This is a genomic window from Pseudomonas sp. TE12234, from assembly GCF_054061835.1.
This window is the reverse complement of the sequence record NZ_JBSSEP010000001.1, coordinates 671,520-696,803: the sequence shown is the minus strand read 5'-3', so window position 1 is coordinate 696,803 and position 25,284 is coordinate 671,520. Positions and strand designations below refer to the sequence as shown.

Sequence of the window (25,284 nt, the reverse complement as noted above, 5' to 3'; positions counted from 1 at the left end):
AGGGTTTGTGGTTTAAATGCCAAAGGCTTCATTGTTAAATTGAAGAGCTGAAAAGCGAAATAGCTGAGCAGAGTGAGGCAAGCAATGACTGAACACGTTCAAGTCGGTGGCCTGCAGGTCGCCAAAGTCCTGTTCGACTTCGTGAACAACGAAGCCATTCCCGGTTCCGGCCTCACCGCCGATACGTTCTGGGCCGGTGCCGACAAGGTCATTCATGACCTGGCGCCGAAGAACAAAGCCCTACTCGCCAAACGCGACGATCTCCAGGCTCGTATCGATGGCTGGCACCAATCCCGTGCCGGTCAGCCACACGACGCCGTGGCCTATAAAGCCTTCCTGCAAGACATCGGTTATCTGCTGCCAGAAGCAGCCGATTTCCAGGCAACGACGCAAAATGTCGATGATGAAATCGCCCGCATGGCCGGCCCGCAACTCGTAGTGCCGGTGATGAACGCCCGTTTCGCGCTCAATGCTTCGAACGCCCGCTGGGGTTCGCTGTACGACGCGCTCTACGGCACCGACGCGATCAGCGAAGCTGACGGCGCGGAAAAAGGCAAAGGCTACAACAAGGTGCGCGGCGACAAGGTCATCGCCTTCGCCCGTGCCTTCCTCGACGAAGCGGCACCATTGGCGGCCGGCTCCCACGTCGACTCCACCGGCTACAAAATCGTTGACGGCAAACTGGTGGTCGCCCTCAAAGGTGGCAGCAACACCGGCCTGCGCAACGACGCCCAGTTGATCGGCTTCCAGGGCGCTGCTTCGGCCCCCACCGCGATCCTGCTGAAAAACCACGGCCTGCATTTCGAAATCCAGGTCGATGCCAGCACCCCGGTCGGCCAGACCGATGCCGCCGGTGTCAAAGACATCCTGATGGAGGCGGCGCTGACCACCATCATGGACTGCGAAGACTCCGTCGCTGCAGTCGATGCCGATGACAAAGTGGTGATCTACCGCAACTGGCTCGGCCTGATGAAGGGCGACCTGTCGGAAGAAGTCGCCAAGGGCGGCAAGACGTTTACCCGCACCATGAACGCCGACCGTACCTACACCGCCGTCGATGGCAGTGAACTGAGCCTGCACGGCCGTTCGTTGCTGTTCGTGCGCAACGTCGGTCACCTGATGACCATCGACGCGATCCTGGATAAAGACGGCAACGAAGTGCCGGAAGGTATCCTCGATGGCCTGGTCACTTGCCTGGCCGCGCTGCACAACCTGAACGGCAACACGTCGCGCAAAAACACTCGCACCGGTTCGATCTACATCGTCAAACCGAAAATGCACGGGCCGGAAGAAGCCGCATTCACCAACGAGCTGTTCGGTCGCATCGAAGACGTACTGGCCCTGCCACGCAACACCCTCAAAGTCGGGATCATGGACGAGGAGCGTCGTACCACGATCAACCTCAAGGCCTGCATCAAGGCGGCCAGCGAGCGCGTGGTGTTTATCAACACCGGCTTCCTCGACCGTACCGGTGACGAAATCCACACTTCCATGGAAGCCGGCCCGATGGTGCGCAAGGCCGACATGAAGGCGGAAAAATGGATTGGTGCCTATGAGAACTCCAACGTCGATATCGGCTTGAGCACCGGCCTGCAGGGTCGCGCACAAATCGGTAAAGGCATGTGGGCCATGCCGGACTTGATGGCCGCGATGCTCGAACAGAAAATCGCTCATCCACTGGCCGGCGCCAACACCGCCTGGGTACCTTCGCCGACCGCCGCCGCCTTGCACGCACTGCATTACCACAAGGTTGACGTGTTCGCGCGCCAGGCCGAACTGGCCAAGCGTGCTCACGCCTCGGTGGACGACATCCTGACCATTCCGCTGGCGGTGAACCCGCAGTGGACCGCCGAGCAGATCAAGAACGAACTGGACAACAACGCCCAGGGCATTCTCGGTTACGTGGTGCGCTGGATCGACCAGGGCGTCGGCTGTTCGAAAGTGCCGGACATCAACGACGTCGGCCTGATGGAAGACCGTGCGACGCTGCGTATTTCCAGCCAGCACATCGCCAACTGGCTGCGTCACGGTATCGTCACTCAAGAGCAAGTGATGGAAAGCCTCAAGCGCATGGCGCCGGTGGTGGACCGTCAGAACGCGGGTGATGCGCTGTACCGTCCTCTGGCACCGAACTTCGACAGCAACATCGCCTTCCAGGCCGCTGTCGAGCTGGTGATCGAAGGTACCAAGCAACCGAACGGCTACACCGAGCCGGTCCTGCACCGTCGTCGTCGCGAGTTCAAGGCTGCCAATGGCCTGTAACTGAGCGTTTGCGCCGTAAAAAAAGGCCCTGATCTTCGGATCAGGGCCTTTTTATTCATGGGTGTCATGCCTTCCCGCAGGAGCCGGCTTGCTGGCGATCCAGACGCCGCAGTGAATCAGGCAAAATGTGTAAACGTTCTTCGCCAGCAAGCCGGCTCTACAGGGGTGACTAAGGCTCCATCCCCAGCTCATGCTTGACCAACTCCAGCAACTTGTCGCTATCAATCGGCTTGAGCAGGAAATCCACCACGCTCAAATGCATTGCGGCGATGGCGTCTTTCACGTCGGCGTCCCCCGAGACGATGATGACCGGCATTGCCGCCCGCACCGATTCACGCACCCGGCGGATCAGGTCCAGGCCGTCTATGTGGCCCATGCGCAAATCCGTGATCACCAGGCCAATCGCCGGTTTCTCTTCCAGCATCTTGAGTGCAGTCTCGCCACTGGCAGCGGTCAGGCAGCGAATCCCGTTGAGCGCCAGAATCTCTGACAGCAATTCCCGGGCGTCTTTATCGTCATCGACGATCAGCACGCGCTGCGGCGGCAAGTCAGGTTCCAGCATGACGGCACTGAGCGCCTCGCGCTCGGCGTCACTCAAAATATCGTGGTCGGACATGGCTTTCTCTACATGTTCAGTTCAATTCCCTAGCACAGTGGTCAGACATCGCTAAGCAGACCCTCAATGTGCACTTCGTCAGATATTTTTCCAATAGGTGTACGGAAAGGTTTTTCGCACAATTGCGTAAGGCTTTTCCGACATTCCCTCTCACACATCACCTACCTAGACTTACGTCCAATGGGCACCCGGACCGCAGGGGCCGACCATGGCTGAGTCATCCGACGACAACAAATCCAAAAAAGACTGCGGTTATGGTTATGAGTAAAGCGGACGCCTTCACACAAGCAGGGAAAACGGCGGTGTTGCAAAACATCCAGGGCACCCTGCAATTTCTTCAGCGCTTCCCGCCCTTCAATCAGATGGAGCACGCTCACCTGGCGTACCTGGTTGAACAATGTCAGCTGCGTTTTTATGCGCCCGGCGAGAGCATCATCAAGCCTGCCGATGGCCCGGTTGAGCACTTTTACATCGTCAAGCAGGGTCGGGTCGTGGGCGAGCGTCCGCACACGGCCAAGGGCGGTACCGAAACGACCTTCGAGATCACCACCGGCGAGTGCTTTCCCCTCGCCGCGTTGCTGGGCGAACGGGCGACCCGCACCGAGCATCTGGCCGCCGAAGACACCTTTTGCCTACAGCTGAACAAGCTCGCATTCATCAAACTGTTCGCCATTTCCAGCACCTTTCGCGACTTTGCCCTACGCGGCGTCAGTAGCCTGCTGGATCAGGTCAACCAGCAGGTCCAGCAAAAAGCCGTGGAAACCCTCGGCACCCAATACTCGCTCAACACCCGCCTCGGCGAATTGGCCATGCGCCATCCGGTGACCTGCAACCCGATGACGCCCCTGCGCGAAGCCGTGACCCTGATGCACGAACAGCAGGTGGGCAGCATTGTGGTGGTCAACGAGCAAAAGGCGCCGCTGGGGATTTTCACCCTGCGCGACTTGCGCCAGGTCGTGGCCAACGGCACGAATGACTTCAACGAAGCCATCGAACGGCACATGACCCAGGCGCCGTTTTTCCTGTCGCCGGATCACAGCGCCTTCGATGCGGCCATCGCCATGACCGAACGCCACATCGCCCACGTCTGCCTGGTCAAGGATCAGCGCCTGTGTGGCGTGGTCTCGGAACGTGACCTGTTTTCCCTGCAACGGGTCGACCTGGTGCACCTGGCGCGCACCATTCGCAGCGCCCAGCGCGTGGAAAACCTGGTCACGCTACGCGGCGAGATCGGCCAACTAGTGGAACGCATGCTGGCCCACGGGGCGTCTTCAACCCAGATCACCCACATCATCACCCTGCTCAACGATCACACCGTGTGCCGAGTGATCGAATTGACCCTGGCCGAGAAAGGCGACCCGGGCATACCGTTCAGTTGGCTGTGCTTCGGCAGCGAAGGCCGCCGCGAACAAACCCTGCATACCGATCAGGACAACGGCATCATTTTTGAAGCGCGGGACGCCGCCCACGCCGCTGAGATCCGCGGCAAGTTGCTGCCCATCGCCCAACAGATCAACCAGAGCCTGGCCCTGTGCGGTTTCACCCTGTGCAAGGGCAACATCATGGCCGGCAACCCCGAACTGTGTTTGTCCCGGGCCGAATGGGCACGGCGCTTTGCTGCGTTTATCCGCGAGGCGACGCCTGAGAACCTGCTCGGTTCGAGCATCTATTTCGATTTGCGCGTGGTCTGGGGCAGCGAGCAAGGCTGCGAACAGTTGCGCCGCGCGATTCTCGATCAAGTCGGCGACAACCGCTTGTTCCAGCGCATGATGGCCGAGAACGCCTTGCGCAATCGTCCGCCCGTGGGCCGTTTCCGCGAGTTTGTCCTGGCCCGAAAAAATGGCGAGAAGGCCACCCTCGACCTGAAGGTTCAGGGCCTGACCCCGTTCGTCGACGGCGCACGATTACTGGCGTTGGCCAACGGCATCGAAGCCAACAATACCCTGGAGCGGTTTCGCCAGCTGGTCGACAAAGAGGTCATCGAGCCGCTGGACGGCGCAGCGTATGAAGAGGCGTATCACTTCATCCAGCAAACCCGCATGCAGCAACATCAACTCCAGACCCGGGAGAATCTGCCCTACTCCAACCGCGTCGATCCGGACAGCCTCAATCATCTGGATCGACGGATCCTGCGTGAATCCCTGCGCCAGGCACAACGCCTGCAAAGCAGCCTGGCCCTGCGGTATCAGCTATGAGCCTGTTTTCATGGCTGCGCCCGGCCGGCCCGATCCTGTCCGGGGAGCTGCAACAACGCCTGCAACGCTTGCCAACGCCCGCCGGACTGAGCGAGTGCAGCCTGCGCGAACAGCGCTGGGTGGTACTCGACCTGGAGACCACCGGGCTGAACCTGAACAAGGACCGCGTGTTGTCCATCGGCGCGGTGGTGATCGAGGACGGCGCGATTGATTTCAGCCAGCAATTCGAACGCACCCTGCAGTGCACCGAGGTCAAACTCGGCCCCAGCGTCTTGATCCACGGCATCGGCCCCAGCGCGATTGCCGCCGGCAGCGACCCGGCGCAGGCATTGGTCGAATTCATGGAGTTCGTCGGCGACAGCCCGATCCTGGCCTTTCATGCGCCTTTCGACCAACACATGCTCAGTCGCGCCTTGAAAGACCATCTGGGCTACAAGTTGCAGCATCCATTTCTGGATGTGGCGGACATCGCCCCGCTGCTGTGCCCGCAAGCCAATATCCGCGAAGCCGGACTGGACGAGTGGATCGACTGGTTCAAGCTCGAAGTCTTCGAACGCCACAACGCCAGCGCCGATGCCCTGGCCACCGCCGAATTGGCGCTGATCCTGTTCAGCCGGGCGCGGCAGCAACAGATTCATAGCCCGTTGAATTTGCAGCAGCGCTTGAATCAGTGGAAGCGACGGCAGCACACACCGTCCTTCTGATTTCCGGCCCCATCGCGGGCAAGCCACGCACCCACAAGGTTACGCACAATCCCTGTGGAAGCGCGGCTTGCCCGCGATGAACGATGACGCGGTCTCCCGACCAACGCCAATTGCATTACCTCCCCCGCCTCTGACACAATCGCGAACAATTCTCGTTAGTTAATATTTCCCAATCGGTAATGCTACGTGACGCCAGTCCCAAGCCCCCAAAATGAGCTCGTCGGTGCGTTATATCGCGACCATCGCGGTTGGCTGTTGGCCTGGCTTCGGCGCAACGTGGCTTGCCCGCAACGCGCCGAAGACCTGAGTCAGGACACGTTCCTGCGCTTGCTCGGCCGTGAGCAATTGACGGCGCCACGCGAACCGCGGGCCTTTCTGGTGGCGATTGCCAAGGGCCTGCTGTTTGACCACTTCCGTAGAGCCGCACTGGAACAGGCTTACCTGACCGAACTGATGCTGATTCCCGAAGCCGAGCAACCGTCGGTGGAAGAACAGCAAATGATCCTCGAAGACCTGAAAAACATCGATCGCCTGCTCGGCAAACTGTCGAGCAAGGCGCGGGCGGCGTTTCTCTACAACCGTCTCGACGGCCTGGGACACGCACAAATCGCCGAACGCCTGGGTGTCTCAGTGCCACGGGTGCGCCAATACCTGGCCCAAGGTATTCGGCAGTGCTACATCGCGCTGTACGGTGAGCCGACGTGAGCCCGGCCAGTTCCAGGCCGGTGTCGGCACAGGTGCTGGACGCCGCGATTGCCTGGCAGCTGTCACTGGACTCCGGCACTGCGGTCGAGCGCGAAGCGTTCGCCAAATGGCACGCGGCCCACGAAGAGCATGCGCGCGCCTGGCGCCAACTGGGCATGCTTGACCAGCGTTTCAGCGTCGCCAGCGGTCCGGCCCGCACCGCCCTGCTGCAATCGCGCGAAAACATTCGCCGGCGAGTGCGCAAGCTTGGCAGCGGCCTGGCCAGTGTCGTCGCCGTGATTGGCCTGGCGCTGTTCACTGCGGATCGGTACCTGCCAATCGACTATTGGCTGGCGGACCAGCGCACCGCCACCGGCGAGCAACGCACCCTGCGCCTGGCCGACGGCACGCTGATCAACCTCAACACCCACAGTGCCATCGATGTGTGCTTCGACGAGAAGCAGCGCCGGGTCATTCTCCAGGAAGGCGAAATCCTGGTCGAAACCGCCCATGGCGATGCCCGTCCGTTTATCGTCGAAACCCGCGAAGGCAGCATGCGTGCCCTCGGTACGCGGTTTCTGGTCAAGCGTGAAGCACAAGGCACGCGCCTGAGCGTATTGAAGTCGGCGGTGGCTGCGCATCCTGAATCGAGCCCGGAAGAACAGATCCTGCGCGAAGGCCAGCAAGTGCTGATACGCAACAACGGCATGGGGCCGATCGTTGCGCTCAACCTCGGCGCGGATGCCTGGACCCGCGGCATGCTGGTGGTGGACAACGTGCGCCTGGAGGACCTGATCCGTGAGTTAGCCCGTTATCGCCCCGGACATCTGAGCGTCACGCCGGCAGTGGCCAACCTGCGAATCACCGGCAGCTTCCCGCTCAAGGACACCAACCTGGCACTGAACGCGCTGCTGCCGACCCTGCCGGTGCAGATCGACCAGCACACGCCATGGTGGGTGACAGTGGCGGCGAAGACTGAGGCCAAGCGCAATCCCCTGAGCTGGCCTGCCAGCGATGGTCGTTAACGATAACGCCATGCTCATTGGATAAACGCGGGGCTTTTAAGGGCATAGCTGGGCAAACCGGCTCATGCTGGTCCGCGATGACCTCGAAATAACTGAATCGAAATTATTTTCATCCCGCCCTATCACTTTTCACTTTTCGCTCGGCACCCAGGCAATTGAGAAGTATTCCCTTTCAGGAGCCGCCGTATGTCCCGTTCCCCAGACACCTTGTTGCGCCCCGGTTTGCTGGCGGTTGCCATTGCGCTTTGCGCCCCCCTGGCCAGCAGCCAATTGATTGCCGCTGAACAGGCGACCAGCGTTCGCGCCTACGACTTGCCGGCCGCGCCCCTGGCCAGCACGCTGAACCAGATCGCCAGTCAGGCCGGCCTGGCGTTGTCGCTCGATCCGTCGCTGGCGGCGGGCAAGACCTCGGCACCGGTCAAAGGCCAGTTCGACGCCCCTGGCGCCCTGCGTGAAGCCTTGCGCGGCAGCGGCCTGCAACTGGAACAGAGCGGCACCGGCACCTTCAGTCTGGCGGCCGTCCCCGAGGGCGCGCTGGCCCTGCCGGCGACCAGTGTGATCGGCGTAGAAGACACTGAAAGCGCCTGGGGACCGGTGCAAGGCTACCTGGCCAAGCGCACGGCCGCCGGGACCAAGACGGATACGGCTCTGGCCGAAGTGCCGCGTTCGATTTCGGTCGCCACTCGCGAGCAGATGCAAGATCGCGCCGTACAGAACCTGGACGACGCCGTCCGTTACATGCCCGGTGTTGTCGCGAGCAGCTACGGCAGTGACAGCCGCGCCGAGTGGCTGAAGGTCCGCGGATTTGAACCGACTCAATTTCTCGATGGCTTGCCGCTCCCCAAGGGCGCCTACACCATGCCGAAAATGGAAACCTGGGATCTCGAGCGCGTGGCCTTGCTGCGCGGCCCCGCATCCTCGGTGTACGGCCAGACGCCGCCCGGAGGGTTGATCGATATGGTCAGCCGTCGTCCTGAAGCCTTTGCCAGCAACGAAGTGCAACTGCAGATCGGCAGTTATCAGCGCAAGCAGATCAGCTTCGACAGCACCGGCCCGCTCGACGACGACGGACGCTTTCTCTACCGTGTCAGCGGCGTGGTACGGGACAGCAACACCACCATCGAGCACAACGACGACAAACGCTACAACATCGCTCCCAGCCTGACCTGGAACATTGATCCCGATACCCGACTGACCCTCCTCAGCCAGTTCAACCGTGACGATACCGGCATCACCAGCCAGTTTCTGCCGTTGCAAGGCACCAGGCTTTCATCGCCTGCCGGCGAAGTGAAGTACCACAAGAACCTCGGCGACCCGCAATGGGAGTTCTACGACAAGACTTACTACGCCCTGGGTTATGCCTTTGAGCACCGGATGAACGACGTTTGGCAGTTCCGTCAGAACCTGCGCTATACCAAGAGCGATCTATTCTTCCAGGGCATCACTGCAGGCGGGTTTTATGGTTCGGTCAGTGACGACGGCACCGTGGCCCGGGGCGCCAACATCGTCAACGAAGACATCAGCCAGTTCGCCGTGGACAACAACTTCCAGGCCGATTTTGAAACGGGTTCGCTCAAGCACACTGTGTTGCTGGGACTTGACCATCAGCGCGTCAACACCAACTACCAATGGCTGTATGGCAGCGCACTGACCAGCAATATCATCAACCCGATTTACGGCCAGGACTTCAGCAACGTCAGCTACACCGCGTTCAATGACTACAACCAGAAGACCCATGACACAGGCCTCTATGCCCAGGACCAGATGGCCCTCGATAACTGGCGCCTGACGGTGGGTGGGCGGCAGGACTGGCTGCACACCGACTCGACCTTCTACAACCTGAACGACGCCAGGGACACCCGTAACGACACCGCCTTCACCGGCAATGCCGCCCTCAGCTATGTGTTCGATTCCGGCTTCACCCCTTACGTCTCCTATGCCGAGTCCTTTCAAGCCGAAGCAGGTGGTGCCAATGGCCAGGCTTTTCGCCCGGGCACTGGCAAGCAATATGAAGTGGGGCTCAAGTACCAGCCTCCAGGCAGCGACATGCTGTTCACCGCCGCCGCCTATGACCTGACGCGAAAAGACATCGTGCTCAGCGACACCCTTGGCGTATCGCGTCCACTGGGTGAAGCCAAAGTGCGTGGCTTCGAGCTGGAAGCCACCGGCGACGTCAACGAAAACCTCAAATTGACGGCAGCCTATACCTACGCCAACACCAGGATGACCAAAGTCACCAGCCCCCTGGACCAAAATCGCCCCCTGCCACTGACGCCGGAAAACCAGGCCTCTGCCTGGGCTGACTACACCTGGCATACCGGCGTGCTGGATGGTTTTGGACTTGGATTCGGCGTGCGCTACATCGGCGAGACCGACAACATCGCGATCGGCAGCATGGAATTCGTGCGCGATAAATCAGACGGCCATACCGATTCCTACACCGTCTATGACGCCGCTGTTCATTACGACCTGGGCCGTCTGAACAATACGCTCAAGGGCGTCAGTGTTGCCGTCAATGCCAATAACGTATTCGACAAGGAATACATCTCAACCTGTGACGGCTTCTATTGCTACTACGGCGACCGCCGCAACGTCATGGCCAGCGTTAACTACAAGTGGTAAGGGCGTGACCTGACCTGCCCCACAACCAGGCCGTCCTCCATGGACGGCTTCGGTATATCCGAAGGCCATGAAATGAAAAGCAAAACAATTCGCCGCTGGTCCGCCGTGCACACCTGGAGCAGCCTGATCTGCACGGTGTTCCTGCTGATGCTGGCCCTGACCGGCCTGCCGCTGATTTTCCATCACGAGATCGACCATTTTCTGGGCGATGCCGCCGAGCTGAAGGTTATGCCTGAGGACACCCCGCACCTGAACTTGCAGCAGTTGGTGCAGGCCGCCGAAAAGCATCGCCCCGGCGACGTCGTGCAGTATTTCGGTTTCGAGGACGATGAGCCCGACGCCGTGATCGCGATCATGGCGCCCACGGCCGGAACCGAACCCAACGCCTCCCACACCTTCATGCTCGACGCCCGCACCGGCCAGGCGCTGGAGATGCCGTCGGCCAACGGCGGCTTGATGATGGTCCTGCTGCGCCTGCATGTGGACCTGTTCGCCGGGCTGTCGGGTAAGTTACTGCTGGCATTCATGGGCATCCTGTTCGTGGTGGCGATCATCTCCGGCACCGTGCTGTATCTGCCCTTCATGCGGCGCTTGAAATTCGCCACCGTGCGCCAGGACAAATCCACCCGCCTGCGCTGGCTCGACTTGCACAACCTGATCGGTGTGGTGACCCTGACCTGGGCCTTGGTGGTCGGCGTGACCGGGGTCATCAGCGCCTGCGCCGACTTGCTGATCGCCGCCTGGCGCAACGACAGCCTCAGCGCAATGATCGCGCCGTACCGCGACGCCCCGCCGCTGACACAACGGGCGCCCGCTACCCGGTTGCTGGACATCGCCAATGAAGTCGCGTCAGACATGCAGCCAGACTTCATCGCCTTCCCCGGCACCCGCTTCTCCAGCGAGCACCATTACGCGGTGTTCATGAAAGGCAGCACGCACCTGACTTCGCACCTGCTGACGCCAGTGCTGATCGATGCCAGCACCCTGCAAGTCACAGCCGTGGCCGAACGCCCGTGGTACATGGACGCCATGGGCATGTCGCAGCCACTGCACTTCGGTGACTACGGCGGCCTGCCGATGAAAATCCTCTGGGCGACCCTGGATGTGCTGACGATCATCGTGCTCGGCAGCGGGGTTTACCTTTGGGTGGTACGGCGCAGAGCCGCGAAACCGCTGCTGGAAAAAGCGGAGAGCATGGCATGAGGCCCCGGCAGTCGAACTTCTGGAAGGTCTTCGCGACTCCCGCCGTCATCGCTCTGTTCAGCGCCGCCGGGTTGTTTGCCGCGCTGCTGGGCGATGGCATTTGGGATGCCCTGAGCTGGCTGGGCCTCGGCATCCCCGCTGCGCTTGGCCTGCGAGGGTTGTTGCAACGCAATTGACGCGCCCCCCTGTAGGAGCGAGCTTGCTCGCGGTGCACTCGAATACGCTGCGGAGCATCAGGCTCCCCGCGTCATCGTTGACGACCATCGCGACGGTGCGACGATTCGACAGGCTCGCCCCTACAAGTCATACGATGACCCTCTATTCCGCCGGTCGCCTCACACTGCAAATCCTCTGACATATTTGTTGACACTTTAGCCTGTGTGCTTCTATAAAGACGCATGTTGTACGACAACCTACAACAACGGCAACACCAAAAAATCCAAAAATAAAGAATGGTGAAGTGATGAAAGTCAAAGGCATCCGTTGGTGGATGGTCGGTCTGGTGACTGCCGGCCTGATGGTCAACTACCTGGCGCGCAATACCCTCTCAGTGGCCGCTCCGACCCTGATGAGCGAAATGAACATCTCCACCGAGCAGTACTCGCACATCGTCGTCGCCTGGCAGCTTTGCTATGCGTTCATGCAACCGGTCGCCGGCTACATCATCGATGCCATCGGTACCAAAATGGGCTTCGCCATTTTTGCCTTCGCCTGGTCGATCGCCTGCGCGCTGGCGGCACTGGCGACGGGCTGGCAGGGACTGGCGTTTGTCCGCGGCCTGCTCGGCCTGACGGAAGCGGCCGGTTTGCCGGCGGCGGTCAAGACTTCCACTGAATGGTTCCCGGCCAAAGAGCGCTCGGTGGCCATCGGCTGGTTCAACATCGGCTCGTCGATTGGCGCCGTGCTGGCACCGCCTCTGGTGGTCTGGGCCATCTTGCACAGCGGTTGGGAGCTGGCGTTCCTGATCGTGGGTGGTCTGGGCGTGGCCTGGACGTTCCTGTGGATGATCCTCTACAAACATCCGCGCGATCAAAAACGCCTGAGCGATGAAGAGCGCGACTACATCCTCAGCGGCCAGGAAGATCACTTCAAAGACACCACCCACAAAAAGGGCAGCTGGAAGAAGATCATCGGCAGCCGCAACTTCTACGCCATCGCCAGTGCCCGGATGCTCTCCGAGCCCGCCTGGCAGACCTTCAACGCGTGGATTCCGCTGTACCTGATGACCGAGCGCCACATGAACATCAAGGAAATCGCGATGTTCGCCTGGCTGCCGTTCCTCGCCGCTGATCTGGGCTGCGTGCTCGGCGGCTACCTGAGCCCGTTCTTCCACAAGTACTGCAAAGTGTCGTTGTTCACCTCGCGCAAAATGGTCCTGCTGTTCGGCGCCTCGTGCATGATCGGCCCGGCGTGCATCGGCCTGGTCGCCAGCCCGTACACTGCCATCGCGTTGCTGTGCATCGGTGGTTTCGCTCACCAGACCTTGTCCGGCGCGCTGTACGCCATCACCTCCGACTCGTTCGGCAAAAACGAAGTGGCCACCGCCACGGGCATGGGTGGCATGTTCGGCTACCTGGGTGCGGCCGCCTTTACCTTGGTGTTTGGCGTGATGGTGACCAAGATCGGCTACAGCCCGCTGTTCGTGGTGCTGGCGATTTTCGACATCGTGGCAGCGTTCATCGTCTGGACCGTTGCTCGCGAGCTCAAGCCTCAGGCAGTTTCAGGCCCTGAAGCCGCGCAGACGCTGCAACCCGCCAGCTAAAACGCAAACCCTGTAGGAGCGAGCCTGTCGAATCGTCGCGATGGCCGATAACGATGACGCCGGGCACCTGACACCGCTCGGCGCACTCAGGTTTTTCGCGAGCAGGCTCGCTCCTACAGGTGACGGTGATCTTGAGCTATCGCCTCCACACGTTATGCTGCGTGACACCGCCACCGACCGAGTCACTGCCATGTCCACCCCGAGCATGACCCTGTACCACAACCCTCTCTCGCCCTTCGTGCGTAAAGTCATGGTGCTGCTGCACGAAACCGGTCAACAGGACCGCGTGGCCTTGCAGACCAGCGTACTGACGCCGGTCAGTCCCGACCTGACCCTCAACGAAGACAACCCGTTGGGCAAGATCCCCGCGCTGCGTCTGGACGACGGCAACGTCATCCACGACAGCCGGGTGATCCTCGACTATCTCGACCACCAGCACGTCGGCAACCCGCTGATTCCCCGTGAGGGCTCCGCCCGCTGGCGACGCCTGACGCTGGCCTCCATGGCGGACGGCATCATGGACGCCGCCGTTCTGATCCGTTACGAAGTGGCCCTGCGCGCCCCGGAAAAACACTGGGATGAATGGCTCGACGGTCAGCGCGACAAAATCCGCCGCGCCCTGGCTTTGCTGGAAAAAGACGCGATCGCCGAACTGACTAGCCATTTCGATGTGGCGGCGATCAGCGTGGCCTGTGCCCTGGGTTACCTGGACTTGCGCCATCCGGACCTGGCTTGGCGTGATACGAATCCGCAGCTGGCGGCGTGGTATTTCGAGGTGAGCCAGCGGCCTTCGATGATAGCCACGATGCCGAAGGTTTAACCTGCCGACGCTAACGCACTAGCAGTTCTGCTAGTGGGCAAACACTGAAAAAGCTCCGATGCTCAAGGTTCGGCCAACCGGCCCCTGCACGGAGCTCAACCCATGCCCAATCCACCTCATGCAACCCTGCTGTGCCGCTACCACTACGACCCGCTGGACCGTCAGAGCGGCTGCACACTGCCTCAACAACCGGTCATCCAGCGTTTCCATTGCGATGGCCGATTGACCACTGAAATCCAGGGCAGTGCGCGCTGGAGCATCCTTCAGCATGGCGACCATCTGCTGGCGCAACGAAATCATCTCGAAGCAAACGTGACCGCTACGTTACTGGCGACCGATCAGCAACGTTCCGTGCTCAACGCCCTCGACGCCTCCGGGCCACATCCCCTCGCGTATACCCCTTATGGCCATCATCCAGCGCTCCATAGACTGCTCAGCCGGCGCGGGTTCAACGGCGAACAACCGGACCCGCTGACCGGGGACTACCACCTGGGCAACGGGTATCGGCAATTCAGCACAGTGTTGATGCGGTTTAACAGTCCGGACAGTTGGAGTCCGTTTGGGGAGGGGGGATTGAATGCGTATGGGTATTGCGGGGGGGATCCAACGAACCGTGTGGATCCAGATGGGCATGTATTTAAATCTTTCCTCGGTGCTGTAAGTAAATTATTCAAATCTACAAAACCTGAACCCCGTACAACATTCGAAGACTTAAACCAGGACATCTTCCACAAACTATCAAAATACCTGCCAAGCCAGGACATGAATAGCTTGCGACTCACCTCAAAAGTAATAAAACCCAAAATCGACCAAGCATCCGAACACAACTTCAAGGTTTATTTAAAGGGCAACTCACCTCATATTTTCAACCCCCACAAGTCAGCGACACCATTGGACAAAACAATCCAAGTTGGCCTGGGGAAAATCCAGGGCATCAGCAGCGCCGAAGCAACAAAACGAATCAGCGTAGAAACGGCACAAACTCTTTACGACACACATACCGCTTCAAACTACTCTTACAACCCAACTAGCTCTATTACGGCCCAATCGATTTACTTTACGCGCCACCAGAGAACACAAATAACTTACCGTCATTCTATTTCCTTGGGAAAAGAGTCAAAAACACCAGCCCCGGATAAAGGATGGATCCGCGAGGTACGCCCTAATGGCGACATGCGAATGATCCGGCGCGGAAGTCGCTGATGGGCAGCCCGACTGCTGCTGGCGATCAATCTTCAACCGAAAGGCCATTCGCCAACCTGGCCGCCAACAGACCAGCGTTCTATCAGAGAACGCTGGTAGCGTTGTGACCCTATCAGTTCTGCTAGTAGGCAGCCCTTGCCGATTGCGCCACAGTGAAAGCCTGACTTGTCGGGTATTTCAGGAGCCCTCACCATGCCATCCAATCAGGCCACTGTGCTGTGCCACTATCACTACGATGCGCTGAATCGACTGGCCGCCAGCACGCCCTCGGCGCAGGCAATCACTCAGCGCTTCTATCTGAAAGACCGCTTGACCACCGAGATCCAGGGCGCCGTGCAGCGGTCGATCATTCAGCACGAGGATCACCTGCTGGCGCAGCGAGAACGCCAAACCGCCGCCGTGCAAACCCAGCTCCTGGCCACGGACCAACAACGCTCTGTGCTGAACCTGCTCGGCGCCACTCAGCGGCATCCGCTCGTCTACACACCTTACGGGCATCATTGGCTGAACGTCTTGCTCAGCCTGCTCGGTTTCAACGGCGAACGGTGGGATCCGCTCACGGGTTGGTATTTCCTGGGTAATGGCTATCGAGCGTTTAATCCGGTGTTGATGCGATTCAACAGCCCGGACAGTTGGAGTCCGTTTGGGGAGGGCGGGTTGAATGCGTATGCGTATTGCAAGGGCGATCCGATTGGACGACGCGATCCGACCGGACATTTTTCATTTCTCGCGTTGCTCAAGCAAATTGGCAGTAGCCTGCAGAATTTTGCCAAACCTACAATGCTCAAGGCTTCGGCAATGGCAACATTAGCCGGCTCAGCCGGGCTTATAGTAGAGGCAACCGTTGAGTTGGATGAAACCTCAAACACAGCACTTTTACTTGGATCAAGCCTTTTATTAGGCGTTGGACTCGGAGGAATGTACAGCTTTAGGCACTCCGCAACCCCTCGCCCGATATCCAGCAGAGTTACTCCCCCACCAATACCTCACAGATCCCCCTCCCTACGAATCCCGAGGCCCCAACGGATGAATCCTCCCACCACCCCGAATATTGAACAAATACGTCAACCTTAAAATCGCTAAACCAAGCCGCCTTCCAAGGAAGATCCATCGAGTATCAAGTCAATGACACAAGCGGGCGATCCTGATCGCCCGCTTGCGGGCATCGGGACATTCGCAACCCCGCAGATGATAACGCCAATATTTATTCCATTACCTTCTTAACAATCCGGCTTGTCCGCCGTAAACCTTCTCGCCGGATTCACCGCCGCGCCAAACTCGCGCAGGGCCTTGGCGCCGATCAGCAACGGATAGTTGAAGTTGCTGCGATCCGTCAGGTTGACCTCAACCGTGCGCTTGACGTTGCCCAGGCACAATTCCAGCTCGACCACCGGGCGCTTGGTCGGCGCGGCGGTTTCTTCGTCTTCGTCCTCTTCGGAACGGGTCTTGATCTTGCTGATCCGCGCGACCTTGTGTTCGTAGACCTTGTTGCTGGCATCCTTGGTGGCGAGGCGGAAACGCACCCAGTTCTCGCCATCTCGGGTAAAGGTTTCGATGTCCTTGGCCGACAGCGACGCCGTCAGGGCGCCGGTGTCCATTTTCGCCTTGAGCACTTCACCGCCGATTTCCGGCAGCGCGATGTATTCGTAACGCCCATACAGGGTGGGCTCGGCGGCCAGCACCGGCAGGGCTAAAAGGGACAACAGTGCGAGGAAGGATTTCACGTGATGGGCGTCCTGGATAAATGGGGCAGCGAAATTTTAGACCCTCAGCGGGCAATTCGTTCGTTCTTGAAATCGCTTCGCGGGCAAGCCGCGCTCCCACAGGGTCTTGTGTGACTCAAAAACACCGCAATCCACCGTGGGAGCGGGCTTGCCCGCGAAGGCGCCGGTGCCATGTACATCGTGATGGGACCGGATTTTCCCACCCAGCCTACCCATCCAAGGGTGAAACATTCGTCATCAGCCGATTTGGCCTGCCGCCCGAAGCTGCTTATCATGGCGCGCCCAAACGCTTTCAAGAGTTACCTATGCGCCGCCTGCTCACCGGCTGTTTCGTCACCCTGCTGCTGTTACTCAACACCCTGGTCCTGATCGGGCCCTTGATGGTGTTTGCCTTGCTCAAACTGATCCTGCCCGGCCGATTTCGCGATTACGCCTCCTGGTCGGTGATGTGGATCGCCGAGACCTGGTCGGAAATCGACAAGCTGATCTTCCGTCTGTGCATCCCCACCCAATGGGATATACGCGGCGGTGACGACCTGCGTCGCGACACCTCCTACCTGGTCATCAGCAACCACCAGTCCTGGGTCGACATTCCGGCGTTGATCCAGACGCTGAACCGACGCACACCCTTCTTCAAATTCTTCCTCAAGAAAGAGCTGATCTGGGTGCCGTTCCTGGGCCTGGCCTGGTGGGCGCTGGATTACCCGTTCATGAAGCGCTACTCCAAGGCGTTTCTGGCCAGGCACCCGGAGCTGGCCGGCAAGGATCTGGAGATCACCAGGCAGGCCTGCGAATTGTTCAAGCGCCAGCCGGTGACGGTGGTCAATTATCTGGAAGGCACTCGCTACACCGCAGCGAAAAGCGCTCAGCAGCAGTCACCCTTCACTCACTTGCTCAAACCCAAGGCGGGTGGCGTGGCGTTTGTGCTGGCGGCAATGGGCGAACAGCTGGATGCGATTCTCGACGTCACGGTGGTGTATCCGCAGCAGGGAATTCCGGGGTTCTGGGATTTGATCAGCGGCAACGTGCCAAGGGTCATCATCGACATCAAGACCCGCGAACTCGACCCGGCACTGTGGCAGGGCGATTACGAAAACGATCCGCGGTTTCGCGAAGACATCCAGAACTGGGTCAACCAGCTCTGGATCGAGAAGGACCGGCGCATCGACGCATTGCGCGGCGAGAGCCGTTGATCAACTGCCGGTGCCGATGCCGGTCCCCCAGATGCCGCCCAGGCTTTGCAACAGCGAACCGGTAACACCTTGCTGACCGAGGTATTGCAGGATCACCGGGGCAAACATACCGACCATGCCGCTGTCCATGCCCAGCGTGCTGAAGGCGTTATTCAAGTCGTTGGTGTCCTTGACGTTGCCCAAGGCATTATCCAGCCCTGCCGCCTTGCCGGTTGCACCGAGCAAACCGGTGAGCAAACCCAATTCGCCACCACCCGACAGGCTGTCGATTCCCGGCACACTCCTGGCCAGTTCCGAATAGTCGGTCGAACTCAGCTGATTTTTCGCCAACGCCAGCATCGCTCCGGTGCCACCGATCACTTGTTGCGGGGTTACGTTCAACTGGCTGAGCGCCCCCAGCAGGTCGGCTGTCTGCGGCGTCGGTGCAACATCAGTGGCTGCGTTACCGCCCTGCATCCCCGAAATGGCGTTGGCGGCATCGCCCAGGCTGAACTGAGCGAAGACCGGGCTGGCCGCCAGACTCATCAACGAAGCCAGTGCAAAAGCGCGTGAAATCTTCATCCAGACATCCCCTATGAAAAACCGCCCGGCAGTGGGCGGTGAAAAGCTGTGTGTTGGACTGGTATCCCCCGACATTGTTCCCGCCCCTGTAGGAGCGAGCCGGCTCGCGATGGACGCCAACGATAACGCGTACTTCCTGAGTCAACGCGTTGTCCTGGATTCCATCGCGAGCAGGCTCGCTCCTACAGGGATCAGGTTCATCACAATATTTTCCCGGTGCTGCATCCGGCTTGCCCCCACGCCCGTATATCAAGCACGGACAGACATTCCTGGCCGATTCTCCCCCAAAAGGATCATCACCATGATACGCACCTCGATCAAAACACCGTTGATTGCCAGCCTGCTGACCCTGGCCCTTGGCGGCACCTTCGCCCTGACCACCACCGCGCAAGCCGCCACCATGAGCCACGACAGCGTGATGGTCGGTGGCCAAAGCATGCTGCCGAGCAAAGACATCGTCGATAACGCGGTCAATTCCGCCGACCACACCACCCTGGTCGCCGCCGTGAAGGCCGCGGGTCTGGTCGACACCCTCAAGGGCAAAGGCCCGTTCACCGTTTTCGCTCCGGTCAATTCGGCATTTACCGCCCTGCCCGCCGGCACCGTCGACACCCTGCTGAAACCGGAAAACAAAGCCACCCTGACCAAGATCCTCACTTACCACGTGGTCGCCGGCAAACTCGACATGATGACCCTGGCCGAGAAGATCAAGGCAGGCGGCGGCAAGACCGAACTCACCACCGTCGCGGGCGGCAAGCTATGGGCAACGATGAACGGCCCGCACAACATCACGATCAAGGATGAAAAAGGCGACGTCGCCGACATCACCACCTATGACGTGTACCAGTCCAACGGCGTAATTCAGGTCATCGACAAAGTCCTGATGCCGAAAAGCTGAGCCATGTCGCCGGCCCCGTGCCTGGGGGCCGGCGGTTTTTCCGGGGTATCCGCTGGTGAATGGAACAACTGCGCACCGTGAACTAACCTCTGCCTGCAACCGGCACCCTACGCCGCCGACCATCGCCGACTTGATTGCCTGGAGAACCGCTATTTCCATCGCCGACGCCGATCAGCTCAGGCAGCTCCTGGCCCAGTGCTCACTGGGTGACCGCCGCGCGTTCGAGACGCTTTACCGCAGCGTAGGCCCGCGCTTGCATGGCGTGGCCCTGCGTTTCATGGGGCGCCCGGACCTGGCCGAAGAAGTGCTGCAGGAAAGCTTCGTGCGGATCTGGAACAACGCCTCGCGCTACGAACCGCATCTGTCGGCGCCGTTGACCTGGATGATCAACATCACCCGCAATCAGGCCATCGACCAGCTGCGCAAACACCGTGATCGGCCGTTGAGCGATCTCGAAGAACAATCACTGGTGGATGAAACCCCATCGGCCCACGAACAGTTGAGCAGTGCACGCGAGGCCAGCGCCCTGAAGCGCTGCCTGGACAGCCTCGAAGGCATGCAGCGCCAATCGATCACCATCGCCTACTTTCAGGGAATGTCCGGCGCCGAACTGGCTGAACACCTGGCGGCGCCGCTGGGGTCGGTGAAATCCTGGATCCGCCGTGGCATGGAACGCCTGCGCAGGTGCCTCGAATCATGAACTATCAAACGCCATCCCTGCGCCGCGCCCTCGCTGCCGATTACGCCATCGGTCTGATGCCCTCGGCCGCGCGTCGACGCTTCGAACAACTGCTGCTGGAAGACGCGGCACTACGCGTGGAATTGGCGCAATGGCAGCAAAGCCTTGCCAGCCTCACCGATACGCTGCCTGAGCAACCGGTGCCGGATCGCGTGTGGAAAGGCATTACCGCGCGCATCGAACCGCAGGTCCTGCACTTGCCGCACAAACGCCCGTTCTGGAACTGGCTGCGGGCAACAGCGGCGATTGCCACGCTGGTGATCGCCGTGACCATCGGCATGATCTACACCCGCGACGACGTGCGCTACAGCGCAACCCTGGCCAGCGCCGATGCGCAGCCGGCACTGCGGGTCCAGGCGCACGCCGATTACCTGCAAGTCGAACCGCTGGCATTGGCGGCGATCACACCGCAGCAAAGCCTGGAACTGTGGGCGATACCGGCCGACGGCAAACCGGTTTCCCTCGGGGTGATCCCGGCGGGCGGCAAAGGCAAGGTTGAACTGAGCGACGCGCAGAAAGCACTGATCGGCAAACCGATTGCATTGGCGGTCAGTCTGGAGCCGAAGGGCGGTTCGCCGACCGGGCAACCGACAGGGCCGGTGTTGTACCAAGGGGCGTTGGCGGCGTTGTAATGGCCCCCTCGCCACAAGGACCTGTGAACACTGCGCAAGTACAGCTCTACTATCAGTTCTGCTAGTAGGCAGCCCTGGCCGATTGCGCCACAGTGAAACCCTGAATGGCCGGATATTTCAGGGAGCCCTCACCATGCCGTCCAATCGCGCCACCGTGTTGTGCCGCTACCACTACGACCCGCTGGATCGACTGGCCGCCAGCACGCCCTCGGCGCAGGCAAGCGCTCAGCGCTTCTACCTGAAAGACCGCCTGACCACCGAGATCCAGGGCGCCGTGCAGCGTTCGATCATGCAGCACGAGGATCAACTGCTCGCGCAGCGAGAGCGCCAAACCACCGCCATGCACACCCACCTCCTGGCCACGGACCAGCAACGCTCGGTGCTGAACCTGCTCGACACCGTTGCGCGGCATGCGCTGGTCTACACACCTTACGGGCATCGTCATTGGCAGAACGCCTTGCTCAGCCTGCTCGGTTTCAACGGCGAAAGGCGGGATCCGCTTACGGGTTGGTATTTCCTGGGTAATGGTTATCGAGCGTTTAATACGGTGTTGATGCGGTTTAACAGTCCGGACAGTTGGAGTCCGTTTGGGAAGGGGGGGTTGAATGCGTATGGGTACTGTGTGGGGGATCCGGTGAATCGGAGTGATCCGACAGGACATTTTGGAAATCCGTGGAAAGGCTTCTTGAATTTTTTAGGGCTCAGAACACCGCGTATGGCTCGAGCAAACACGGCGTACAAAAAAACTACGCAGACGCAGCAAGCCCCGAACAAATCAACATCCACGAAATCCTCTTCGATTTATTCAAATGCTGGAGCAGAAAGTTCTTCAGGGCTGCCTTCATCCGGGTACGGGTACGCAAGTGTTCAATCGTATAGCAGCGTCGACACCTCTATCGCCCCTTCTGTTCCTCATCGTCCCCCACCTGGAAGTTCTCACTCGGAATCTCATTTCTCAACTCAGAACATAAATAGGTTACCCACTGGAAGATCCAGGGCAGATCTCCAAAGCTGGGTCGATACGACCATTGGTGTGCCTAATGAACAAATGACGGCGGTGATGCAGATGCCACCTACCGGATACCCTACGTCAGCACATGAACACAACGCCATCCAATTTGCAGGCCAACGCATTAGCCGTAACATCCGCGCTAACGCTGAAACATATGCTCAAGGAAGTTTCCTAATCCCCTTAGATGACTTGCGCACGGAGTTCTTCGAAAAAAGAATGCTGCAACTAAGAAAGAAATAATCGGAATGACAATACACAGAGACGGCGACCCGAAGGTCGCCGTTCTTGTTTTGCCTCAAGCCTTACGCCGCACTAAACATCTTGTGCGGATCAATCACAAACTTCTTCGGCACGCCGGCATCGAACTCGCCATAGCCCTGCGGCGCCTGATCCAGGCTGATCACCTGCACGCCCACCACTTCGGCAATGTTGATGCGGTCCCACATGATCGCCTGCATCAGCTGGCGGTTGTACTTCATCACCGGGGTCTGGCCGGTGTGGAAGCTGTGGGATTTGGCCCAGCCCAGACCGAAGCGGATGCTCAGGCTGCCCAATTTCGCGGCGGCGTCGACGGCACCCGGATCTTCGGTGACATAGAGGCCAGGAATGCCGATCTTGCCGGCCACACGTACCACGCCCATCAGCGAGTTGAGGACGGTGGCCGGGGCTTCGTGTTTCACGCCGTCATGGCCGTGGCCGCGGGCTTCGAAGCCTACGGCGTCAATGGCGCAATCCACTTCCGGTTCACCCAGCAGCGCGGCGATCTGTTCGTGCAGCGGGGTGTCCAGGGACAGGTCGGCGATTTCGAAACCCTGGGCCTTGGCGTGAGCCAGGCGCACGGTGTTGACGTCACCGACGATCACCACCGCCGCACCCAGCAGGCGAGCCGAAGCGGCAGCCGCCAGGCCGACCGGACCGGCACCGGCGATGTACACGGTGCTGCCAGGGCCAACGCCTGCCGTCACGGCGCCGTGGTAACCGGTCGGCAGGATGTCGGAAAGGCAGGTCAGGTCACGGATTTTCTCCATGGCCCGGTCGCGGTCCGGCAGTTTCAGCAGGTTGAAGTCGGCGTACGGCACCATGGCGTATTCGGCCTGGCCACCGGTCCAGTCGCCCATGTCGACATAACCATAAGCACCGCCCGGACGGGCCGGGTTGACGCTCAGGCACACGCCGGTGTGCATTTCCTTGCAGGAACGGCAGCGCCCGCAAGCCACGTTGAACGGCACGGACACCAGGTCGCCGATTTTCAGGTTCTCGACGTCACTGCCTTTCTCGACCACTTCACCGGTGATCTCGTGGCCCAGCACCAGGCCGGTTTGTGCCGTGGTACGGCCGCGCACCATGTGTTGGTCGGAGCCGCAGATGTTGGTGGAAACCACTTTGAGAATGACCCCGTGCTCGATCTTGCGACCGCGCGGGTCCTGCATTTTCGGATAGTCGATTTTCTGTACTTCGACCTTGCCAGCGCCGAGATACACCACACCACGATTGCCAGACATGCTTTCACCTCGCTGTTGTTTTTATGGAACCGCGTTGCCCAGGCAGGCAGCGCGTTAAGTGCTCGGGTACAGATGCTGTTTCTTGTCTTGCTTGTAAGGGCCTCATCGCTGGCAAGCCAGCTCCCACAGTGGACGGGGTGTACGCAAATTCTGCGAACGGCATAAAACCCTGTGGGAGCTGGCTTGCCAGCGATGGCGATCTAAAGAACGACCGTACGATTGGCGTTGAGGAACACCCGTCGCTCAATGTGATAACCAACGGCCCGCGCCAGGGTCAGGCCTTCGATATCCCGTCCCTTGGCGATCAGATCTTCGGGGTAATGACTGTGATCCACCACCTCGACGCCCTGGGCGATGATTGGCCCTTCGTCGAGGTCGTTGTTGATGTAGTGCGCGGTCGCGCCGACCAGTTTCACGCCCTTGTTGTAAGCCTGGTGGTACGGCTTGGCGCCCTTGAAACCCGGCAGCAGCGAGTGATGAATGTTGATCGCCTTGCCGTCGAGTTTGCGGCACAGCTCCGGCGACAACACTTGCATGTAGCGGGCAAGGATCACCAGTTCGGCGCCGGACTCTTCGATCACCTGCCAGACCTGACGCTCCTGGGACGGCTTGTCGTTCGGGTCCAGCGGGAAGTGGTAATACGGAATCTGGTGCCAGTCCGCCAAGGGCTTGAGGTCCGGGTGGTTCGACACCACCGCAACCACGTCCATCGACAACTGGCCGATGCGCTGGCGGTAGAGCAGGTCGTTGAGGCAGTGATCGGCCTTGGACACCATGATCACCACTTTCGGCCGGTAGTGCGGCGGGGTCAGCTCGAAGGCCATGCCGAAGGCTTCACCGCGGGCCTGCAAGCCCGCGCGGAAAGACTGCTCGTCGAAACCGTCGGGCTGACGGAACTCCACGCGAATGAAGAAACGGCCCGAAAGCCGGTCATCGAAGGAATGGTGTTCGGTGACGTAGCAGCCCTGCTCGAACAGAAAGCGCGTCACCGCGTCCACCGTGCCGAGGACGCTGGGGCAGTCAGCGGTCAGAATCCATGTGTCTGGGGCGCGGCTCATAGTGCGGTGACTCCTGAGACATCGATAAGCGAAACGGCTTGCTGTAGGAGCGAGCCTGCTCGCGATGGACGTTAACGATGACGCGTTCTCACTGATACGACGCGCCGCCCTCAAGTCCATCGCGAGCAAGCTCGCTCCTGCAAGGTCGGTTGTGGTCAGGCCTGAACGCTCAGCCCGTACTCAGCCGCTGCATCCTGCAACCACAACCACCAGTAATCCGAGAAACTGCGACGAATCAGCAGTTCCCAGGTGTCTTCGGCGGTGTGACGGATCACCAGTTGCGACTTGGCGAACACCGTGCCAACCGCCTTGCCCACCGGGAAGTTGTTGGGGTGCACGTCGTAGCTGGTGGACTTCATCAGCACCTGGCGCACATTCGGGCCGCTCAGTTCGAGGATCTGCTGCCCGCCGCTGACGTTGACGATCTGGATGTGCAGCTTGCCCAGCGCTTCACGCAGTTTTTTCTCGGCGGCGAACTCTTCACCGGTCGGCACGATCAGCAGCCATTCATCCGGCCCCATCCATTGCAGGCTGGTTTCGCCTTTGACGATAACGGTCAGCGCGCCCGGCAGTTCGATGCCCAGGGCCTTGTGCACGCCGGCAGCGAACGCCGCGTCATGGCCATCGCCACGGATGGTCAGGTGACCGAGGAGTTTTTTCTCACGCACGGTCACGCCGGCGTTCTTGCGACCCTTGCCCACCAGGCTGGCGAGGTCGGCATGATGCAGCGACGACTCGGCCTTGGCCCCGGAGGTTGGGCGTTGTTGGTAAACATTGGCTGCGGTCATAAAGCACCTTTTTCCTGAATTCGTAATCCCTGTGGGAGCGGGCTTGCCCGCGATAGCGATAGGTCAGTCACTGTTGTGTTG

General features: G+C 60.1%; 23 protein-coding genes. 17 read left to right on the top strand and 6 right to left on the bottom strand.

Annotated features, from left to right (window positions below):
• The first annotated feature begins 84 nt into the window (after window positions 1-84).
• On the top strand, window positions 85-2,262 hold the full coding sequence (locus ACVWYU_RS03255; protein WP_090325787.1) for a malate synthase G: 2,178 nt from the start codon (window positions 85-87) through the stop codon (window positions 2,260-2,262).
• Between the two features lie 169 nt (window positions 2,263-2,431).
• Here the strand turns inward: ACVWYU_RS03255 and ACVWYU_RS03250 are convergent, their stop codons facing one another.
• A complete protein-coding gene (locus ACVWYU_RS03250; RefSeq protein ID WP_247254517.1) occupies window positions 2,432-2,878 on the bottom strand; it encodes a response regulator in 447 nt (148 codons plus the stop codon).
• Window positions 2,879-3,138: 260 nt separating this feature from the next.
• Here ACVWYU_RS03250 and ACVWYU_RS03245 point away from each other — a divergent pair, with 260 nt between their 5' ends.
• The 11 genes from ACVWYU_RS03245 to ACVWYU_RS03195 all read left to right on the top strand — a co-directional run bounded on the left by ACVWYU_RS03245 (window position 3,139) and on the right by ACVWYU_RS03195 (window position 16,170).
• Window positions 3,139-5,073, top strand: a complete 1,935-nt coding sequence (locus tag ACVWYU_RS03245) for a putative nucleotidyltransferase substrate binding domain-containing protein (protein ID WP_342671318.1) — start codon at window positions 3,139-3,141, stop codon at window positions 5,071-5,073.
• Window positions 5,070-5,777: a 3'-5' exonuclease gene (locus ACVWYU_RS03240; RefSeq protein WP_457371878.1), complete on the top strand. Its 708-nt coding sequence runs from the start codon at window positions 5,070-5,072 to the stop codon at window positions 5,775-5,777. The genes ACVWYU_RS03245 and ACVWYU_RS03240 overlap by 4 nt, the downstream gene beginning before the upstream one ends.
• A gap of 186 nt (window positions 5,778-5,963) precedes the next feature.
• Window positions 5,964-6,482 carry an RNA polymerase sigma factor gene (locus ACVWYU_RS03235; RefSeq protein WP_090325797.1) on the top strand — a complete coding sequence of 173 codons (519 nt, stop codon included), beginning with the start codon at window positions 5,964-5,966 and terminating at the stop codon, window positions 6,480-6,482.
• Window positions 6,479-7,486 (top strand): FecR domain-containing protein, encoded by a 1,008-nt coding sequence (locus ACVWYU_RS03230; RefSeq protein ID WP_457371877.1) that lies wholly within the window; start codon window positions 6,479-6,481, stop codon window positions 7,484-7,486. Before ACVWYU_RS03235 ends, ACVWYU_RS03230 begins: the two co-directional genes overlap by 4 nt.
• A gap of 186 nt (window positions 7,487-7,672) precedes the next feature.
• Window positions 7,673-10,108, top strand: a complete 2,436-nt coding sequence (locus tag ACVWYU_RS03225; protein WP_457371876.1) for a TonB-dependent siderophore receptor — start codon at window positions 7,673-7,675, stop codon at window positions 10,106-10,108.
• A 72-nt stretch (window positions 10,109-10,180) separates the two neighbouring features.
• Window positions 10,181-11,311, top strand: coding sequence for a PepSY-associated TM helix domain-containing protein (locus ACVWYU_RS03220; RefSeq protein WP_457371875.1), 1,131 nt, complete (start codon window positions 10,181-10,183; stop codon window positions 11,309-11,311).
• A complete protein-coding gene (locus tag ACVWYU_RS03215) occupies window positions 11,308-11,487 on the top strand; it encodes a hypothetical protein (RefSeq protein WP_457371874.1) in 180 nt (59 codons plus the stop codon). Before ACVWYU_RS03220 ends, ACVWYU_RS03215 begins: the two co-directional genes overlap by 4 nt.
• Before the next feature lie 287 nt (window positions 11,488-11,774).
• A complete protein-coding gene (locus tag ACVWYU_RS03210; RefSeq protein WP_090325807.1) occupies window positions 11,775-13,073 on the top strand; it encodes an MFS transporter in 1,299 nt (432 codons plus the stop codon).
• Between the two features lie 190 nt (window positions 13,074-13,263).
• Window positions 13,264-13,893 (top strand): glutathione S-transferase, encoded by a 630-nt coding sequence (locus tag ACVWYU_RS03205; RefSeq protein ID WP_248916661.1) that lies wholly within the window; start codon window positions 13,264-13,266, stop codon window positions 13,891-13,893.
• A 102-nt stretch (window positions 13,894-13,995) separates the two neighbouring features.
• Window positions 13,996-15,096 carry an RHS repeat-associated core domain-containing protein gene (locus tag ACVWYU_RS03200; RefSeq protein WP_457371873.1) on the top strand — a complete coding sequence of 367 codons (1,101 nt, stop codon included), beginning with the start codon at window positions 13,996-13,998 and terminating at the stop codon, window positions 15,094-15,096.
• Between the two features lie 192 nt (window positions 15,097-15,288).
• Entirely contained in the window at window positions 15,289-16,170 is an 882-nt protein-coding gene (locus tag ACVWYU_RS03195; protein WP_457371872.1) for an RHS repeat-associated core domain-containing protein, read from the top strand.
• 146 nt (window positions 16,171-16,316) lie between these two features.
• Here ACVWYU_RS03195 and rloA2 read toward each other — a convergent pair whose 3' ends face one another.
• The gene (gene rloA2 / locus ACVWYU_RS03190) at window positions 16,317-16,820 is read right to left on the bottom strand and encodes a retropepsin-like aspartic peptidase RloA2 (protein WP_390957455.1); all 504 of its coding nucleotides are present in this window, start codon (window positions 16,818-16,820) and stop codon (window positions 16,317-16,319) included.
• Between the two features lie 305 nt (window positions 16,821-17,125).
• Here rloA2 and ACVWYU_RS03185 point away from each other — a divergent pair, with 305 nt between their 5' ends.
• Window positions 17,126-18,013 carry an acyltransferase gene (locus ACVWYU_RS03185; RefSeq protein WP_457371871.1) on the top strand — a complete coding sequence of 296 codons (888 nt, stop codon included), beginning with the start codon at window positions 17,126-17,128 and terminating at the stop codon, window positions 18,011-18,013.
• Here the strand turns inward: ACVWYU_RS03185 and ACVWYU_RS03180 are convergent, their stop codons facing one another.
• Window positions 18,014-18,574 (bottom strand): DUF2780 domain-containing protein, encoded by a 561-nt coding sequence (locus ACVWYU_RS03180; RefSeq protein ID WP_457371870.1) that lies wholly within the window; start codon window positions 18,572-18,574, stop codon window positions 18,014-18,016. It abuts the gene before it with no gap.
• A gap of 301 nt (window positions 18,575-18,875) precedes the next feature.
• Here ACVWYU_RS03180 and ACVWYU_RS03175 point away from each other — a divergent pair, with 301 nt between their 5' ends.
• From ACVWYU_RS03175 to ACVWYU_RS03160, 4 genes are all read left to right on the top strand, one after another.
• Window positions 18,876-19,472 carry a fasciclin domain-containing protein gene (locus ACVWYU_RS03175; protein WP_390957458.1) on the top strand — a complete coding sequence of 199 codons (597 nt, stop codon included), beginning with the start codon at window positions 18,876-18,878 and terminating at the stop codon, window positions 19,470-19,472.
• A 55-nt stretch (window positions 19,473-19,527) separates the two neighbouring features.
• Window positions 19,528-20,172, top strand: coding sequence for an RNA polymerase sigma factor (locus tag ACVWYU_RS03170; protein ID WP_090327580.1), 645 nt, complete (start codon window positions 19,528-19,530; stop codon window positions 20,170-20,172).
• Entirely contained in the window at window positions 20,169-20,843 is a 675-nt protein-coding gene (locus ACVWYU_RS03165; RefSeq protein ID WP_457371869.1) for an anti-sigma factor, read from the top strand. Before ACVWYU_RS03170 ends, ACVWYU_RS03165 begins: the two co-directional genes overlap by 4 nt.
• Window positions 20,844-20,976: 133 nt before the next feature.
• Window positions 20,977-22,095, top strand: a complete 1,119-nt coding sequence (locus tag ACVWYU_RS03160; RefSeq protein WP_457371868.1) for an RHS repeat-associated core domain-containing protein — start codon at window positions 20,977-20,979, stop codon at window positions 22,093-22,095.
• Between the two features lie 62 nt (window positions 22,096-22,157).
• Here the strand turns inward: ACVWYU_RS03160 and fdhA are convergent, their stop codons facing one another.
• From fdhA to ACVWYU_RS03145, 3 genes are all read right to left on the bottom strand, one after another.
• A complete protein-coding gene (fdhA, locus tag ACVWYU_RS03155) occupies window positions 22,158-23,357 on the bottom strand; it encodes a formaldehyde dehydrogenase, glutathione-independent (protein ID WP_090325828.1) in 1,200 nt (399 codons plus the stop codon).
• Window positions 23,358-23,557: 200 nt separating this feature from the next.
• Window positions 23,558-24,415, bottom strand: coding sequence for a formyltetrahydrofolate deformylase (purU, locus tag ACVWYU_RS03150; protein ID WP_047534304.1), 858 nt, complete (start codon window positions 24,413-24,415; stop codon window positions 23,558-23,560).
• Window positions 24,416-24,570: 155 nt separating this feature from the next.
• A complete protein-coding gene (locus tag ACVWYU_RS03145; RefSeq protein ID WP_090325831.1) occupies window positions 24,571-25,203 on the bottom strand; it encodes a sarcosine oxidase subunit gamma in 633 nt (210 codons plus the stop codon).
• Window positions 25,204-25,284 lie beyond the last annotated feature (81 nt).

Excerpts from the sequence above, each read along its gene's own strand:
- ACVWYU_RS03205 (WP_248916661.1), top strand. The coding sequence starts at position 13,264 with ATGTCCACCCCGAGCATGACCCTGTACCACAACCCTCTCTCGCCCTTC.
- ACVWYU_RS03185 (WP_457371871.1), top strand. The coding sequence starts at position 17,126 with ATGCGCCGCCTGCTCACCGGCTGTTTCGTCACCCTGCTGCTGTTACTC.
- ACVWYU_RS03180 (WP_457371870.1), bottom strand. The coding sequence starts at position 18,574 with ATGAAGATTTCACGCGCTTTTGCACTGGCTTCGTTGATGAGTCTGGCG.
- purU (WP_047534304.1), bottom strand. The coding sequence starts at position 24,415 with ATGAGCCGCGCCCCAGACACATGGATTCTGACCGCTGACTGCCCCAGC.
- fdhA (WP_090325828.1), bottom strand. The coding sequence starts at position 23,357 with ATGTCTGGCAATCGTGGTGTGGTGTATCTCGGCGCTGGCAAGGTCGAA.
- ACVWYU_RS03240 (WP_457371878.1), top strand. The coding sequence starts at position 5,070 with ATGAGCCTGTTTTCATGGCTGCGCCCGGCCGGCCCGATCCTGTCCGGG.
- ACVWYU_RS03210 (WP_090325807.1), top strand. The coding sequence starts at position 11,775 with ATGAAAGTCAAAGGCATCCGTTGGTGGATGGTCGGTCTGGTGACTGCC.
- ACVWYU_RS03220 (WP_457371875.1), top strand. The coding sequence starts at position 10,181 with ATGAAAAGCAAAACAATTCGCCGCTGGTCCGCCGTGCACACCTGGAGC.
- ACVWYU_RS03160 (WP_457371868.1), top strand. The coding sequence starts at position 20,977 with ATGCCGTCCAATCGCGCCACCGTGTTGTGCCGCTACCACTACGACCCG.
- ACVWYU_RS03175 (WP_390957458.1), top strand. The coding sequence starts at position 18,876 with ATGATACGCACCTCGATCAAAACACCGTTGATTGCCAGCCTGCTGACC.
- ACVWYU_RS03145 (WP_090325831.1), bottom strand. The coding sequence starts at position 25,203 with ATGACCGCAGCCAATGTTTACCAACAACGCCCAACCTCCGGGGCCAAG.
- ACVWYU_RS03195 (WP_457371872.1), top strand. The coding sequence starts at position 15,289 with ATGCCATCCAATCAGGCCACTGTGCTGTGCCACTATCACTACGATGCG.
- ACVWYU_RS03165 (WP_457371869.1), top strand. The coding sequence starts at position 20,169 with ATGAACTATCAAACGCCATCCCTGCGCCGCGCCCTCGCTGCCGATTAC.
- ACVWYU_RS03245 (WP_342671318.1), top strand. The coding sequence starts at position 3,139 with ATGAGTAAAGCGGACGCCTTCACACAAGCAGGGAAAACGGCGGTGTTG.
- ACVWYU_RS03225 (WP_457371876.1), top strand. The coding sequence starts at position 7,673 with ATGTCCCGTTCCCCAGACACCTTGTTGCGCCCCGGTTTGCTGGCGGTT.
- ACVWYU_RS03255 (WP_090325787.1), top strand. The coding sequence starts at position 85 with ATGACTGAACACGTTCAAGTCGGTGGCCTGCAGGTCGCCAAAGTCCTG.
- ACVWYU_RS03200 (WP_457371873.1), top strand. The coding sequence starts at position 13,996 with ATGCCCAATCCACCTCATGCAACCCTGCTGTGCCGCTACCACTACGAC.
- ACVWYU_RS03250 (WP_247254517.1), bottom strand. The coding sequence starts at position 2,878 with ATGTCCGACCACGATATTTTGAGTGACGCCGAGCGCGAGGCGCTCAGT.
- ACVWYU_RS03215 (WP_457371874.1), top strand. The coding sequence starts at position 11,308 with ATGAGGCCCCGGCAGTCGAACTTCTGGAAGGTCTTCGCGACTCCCGCC.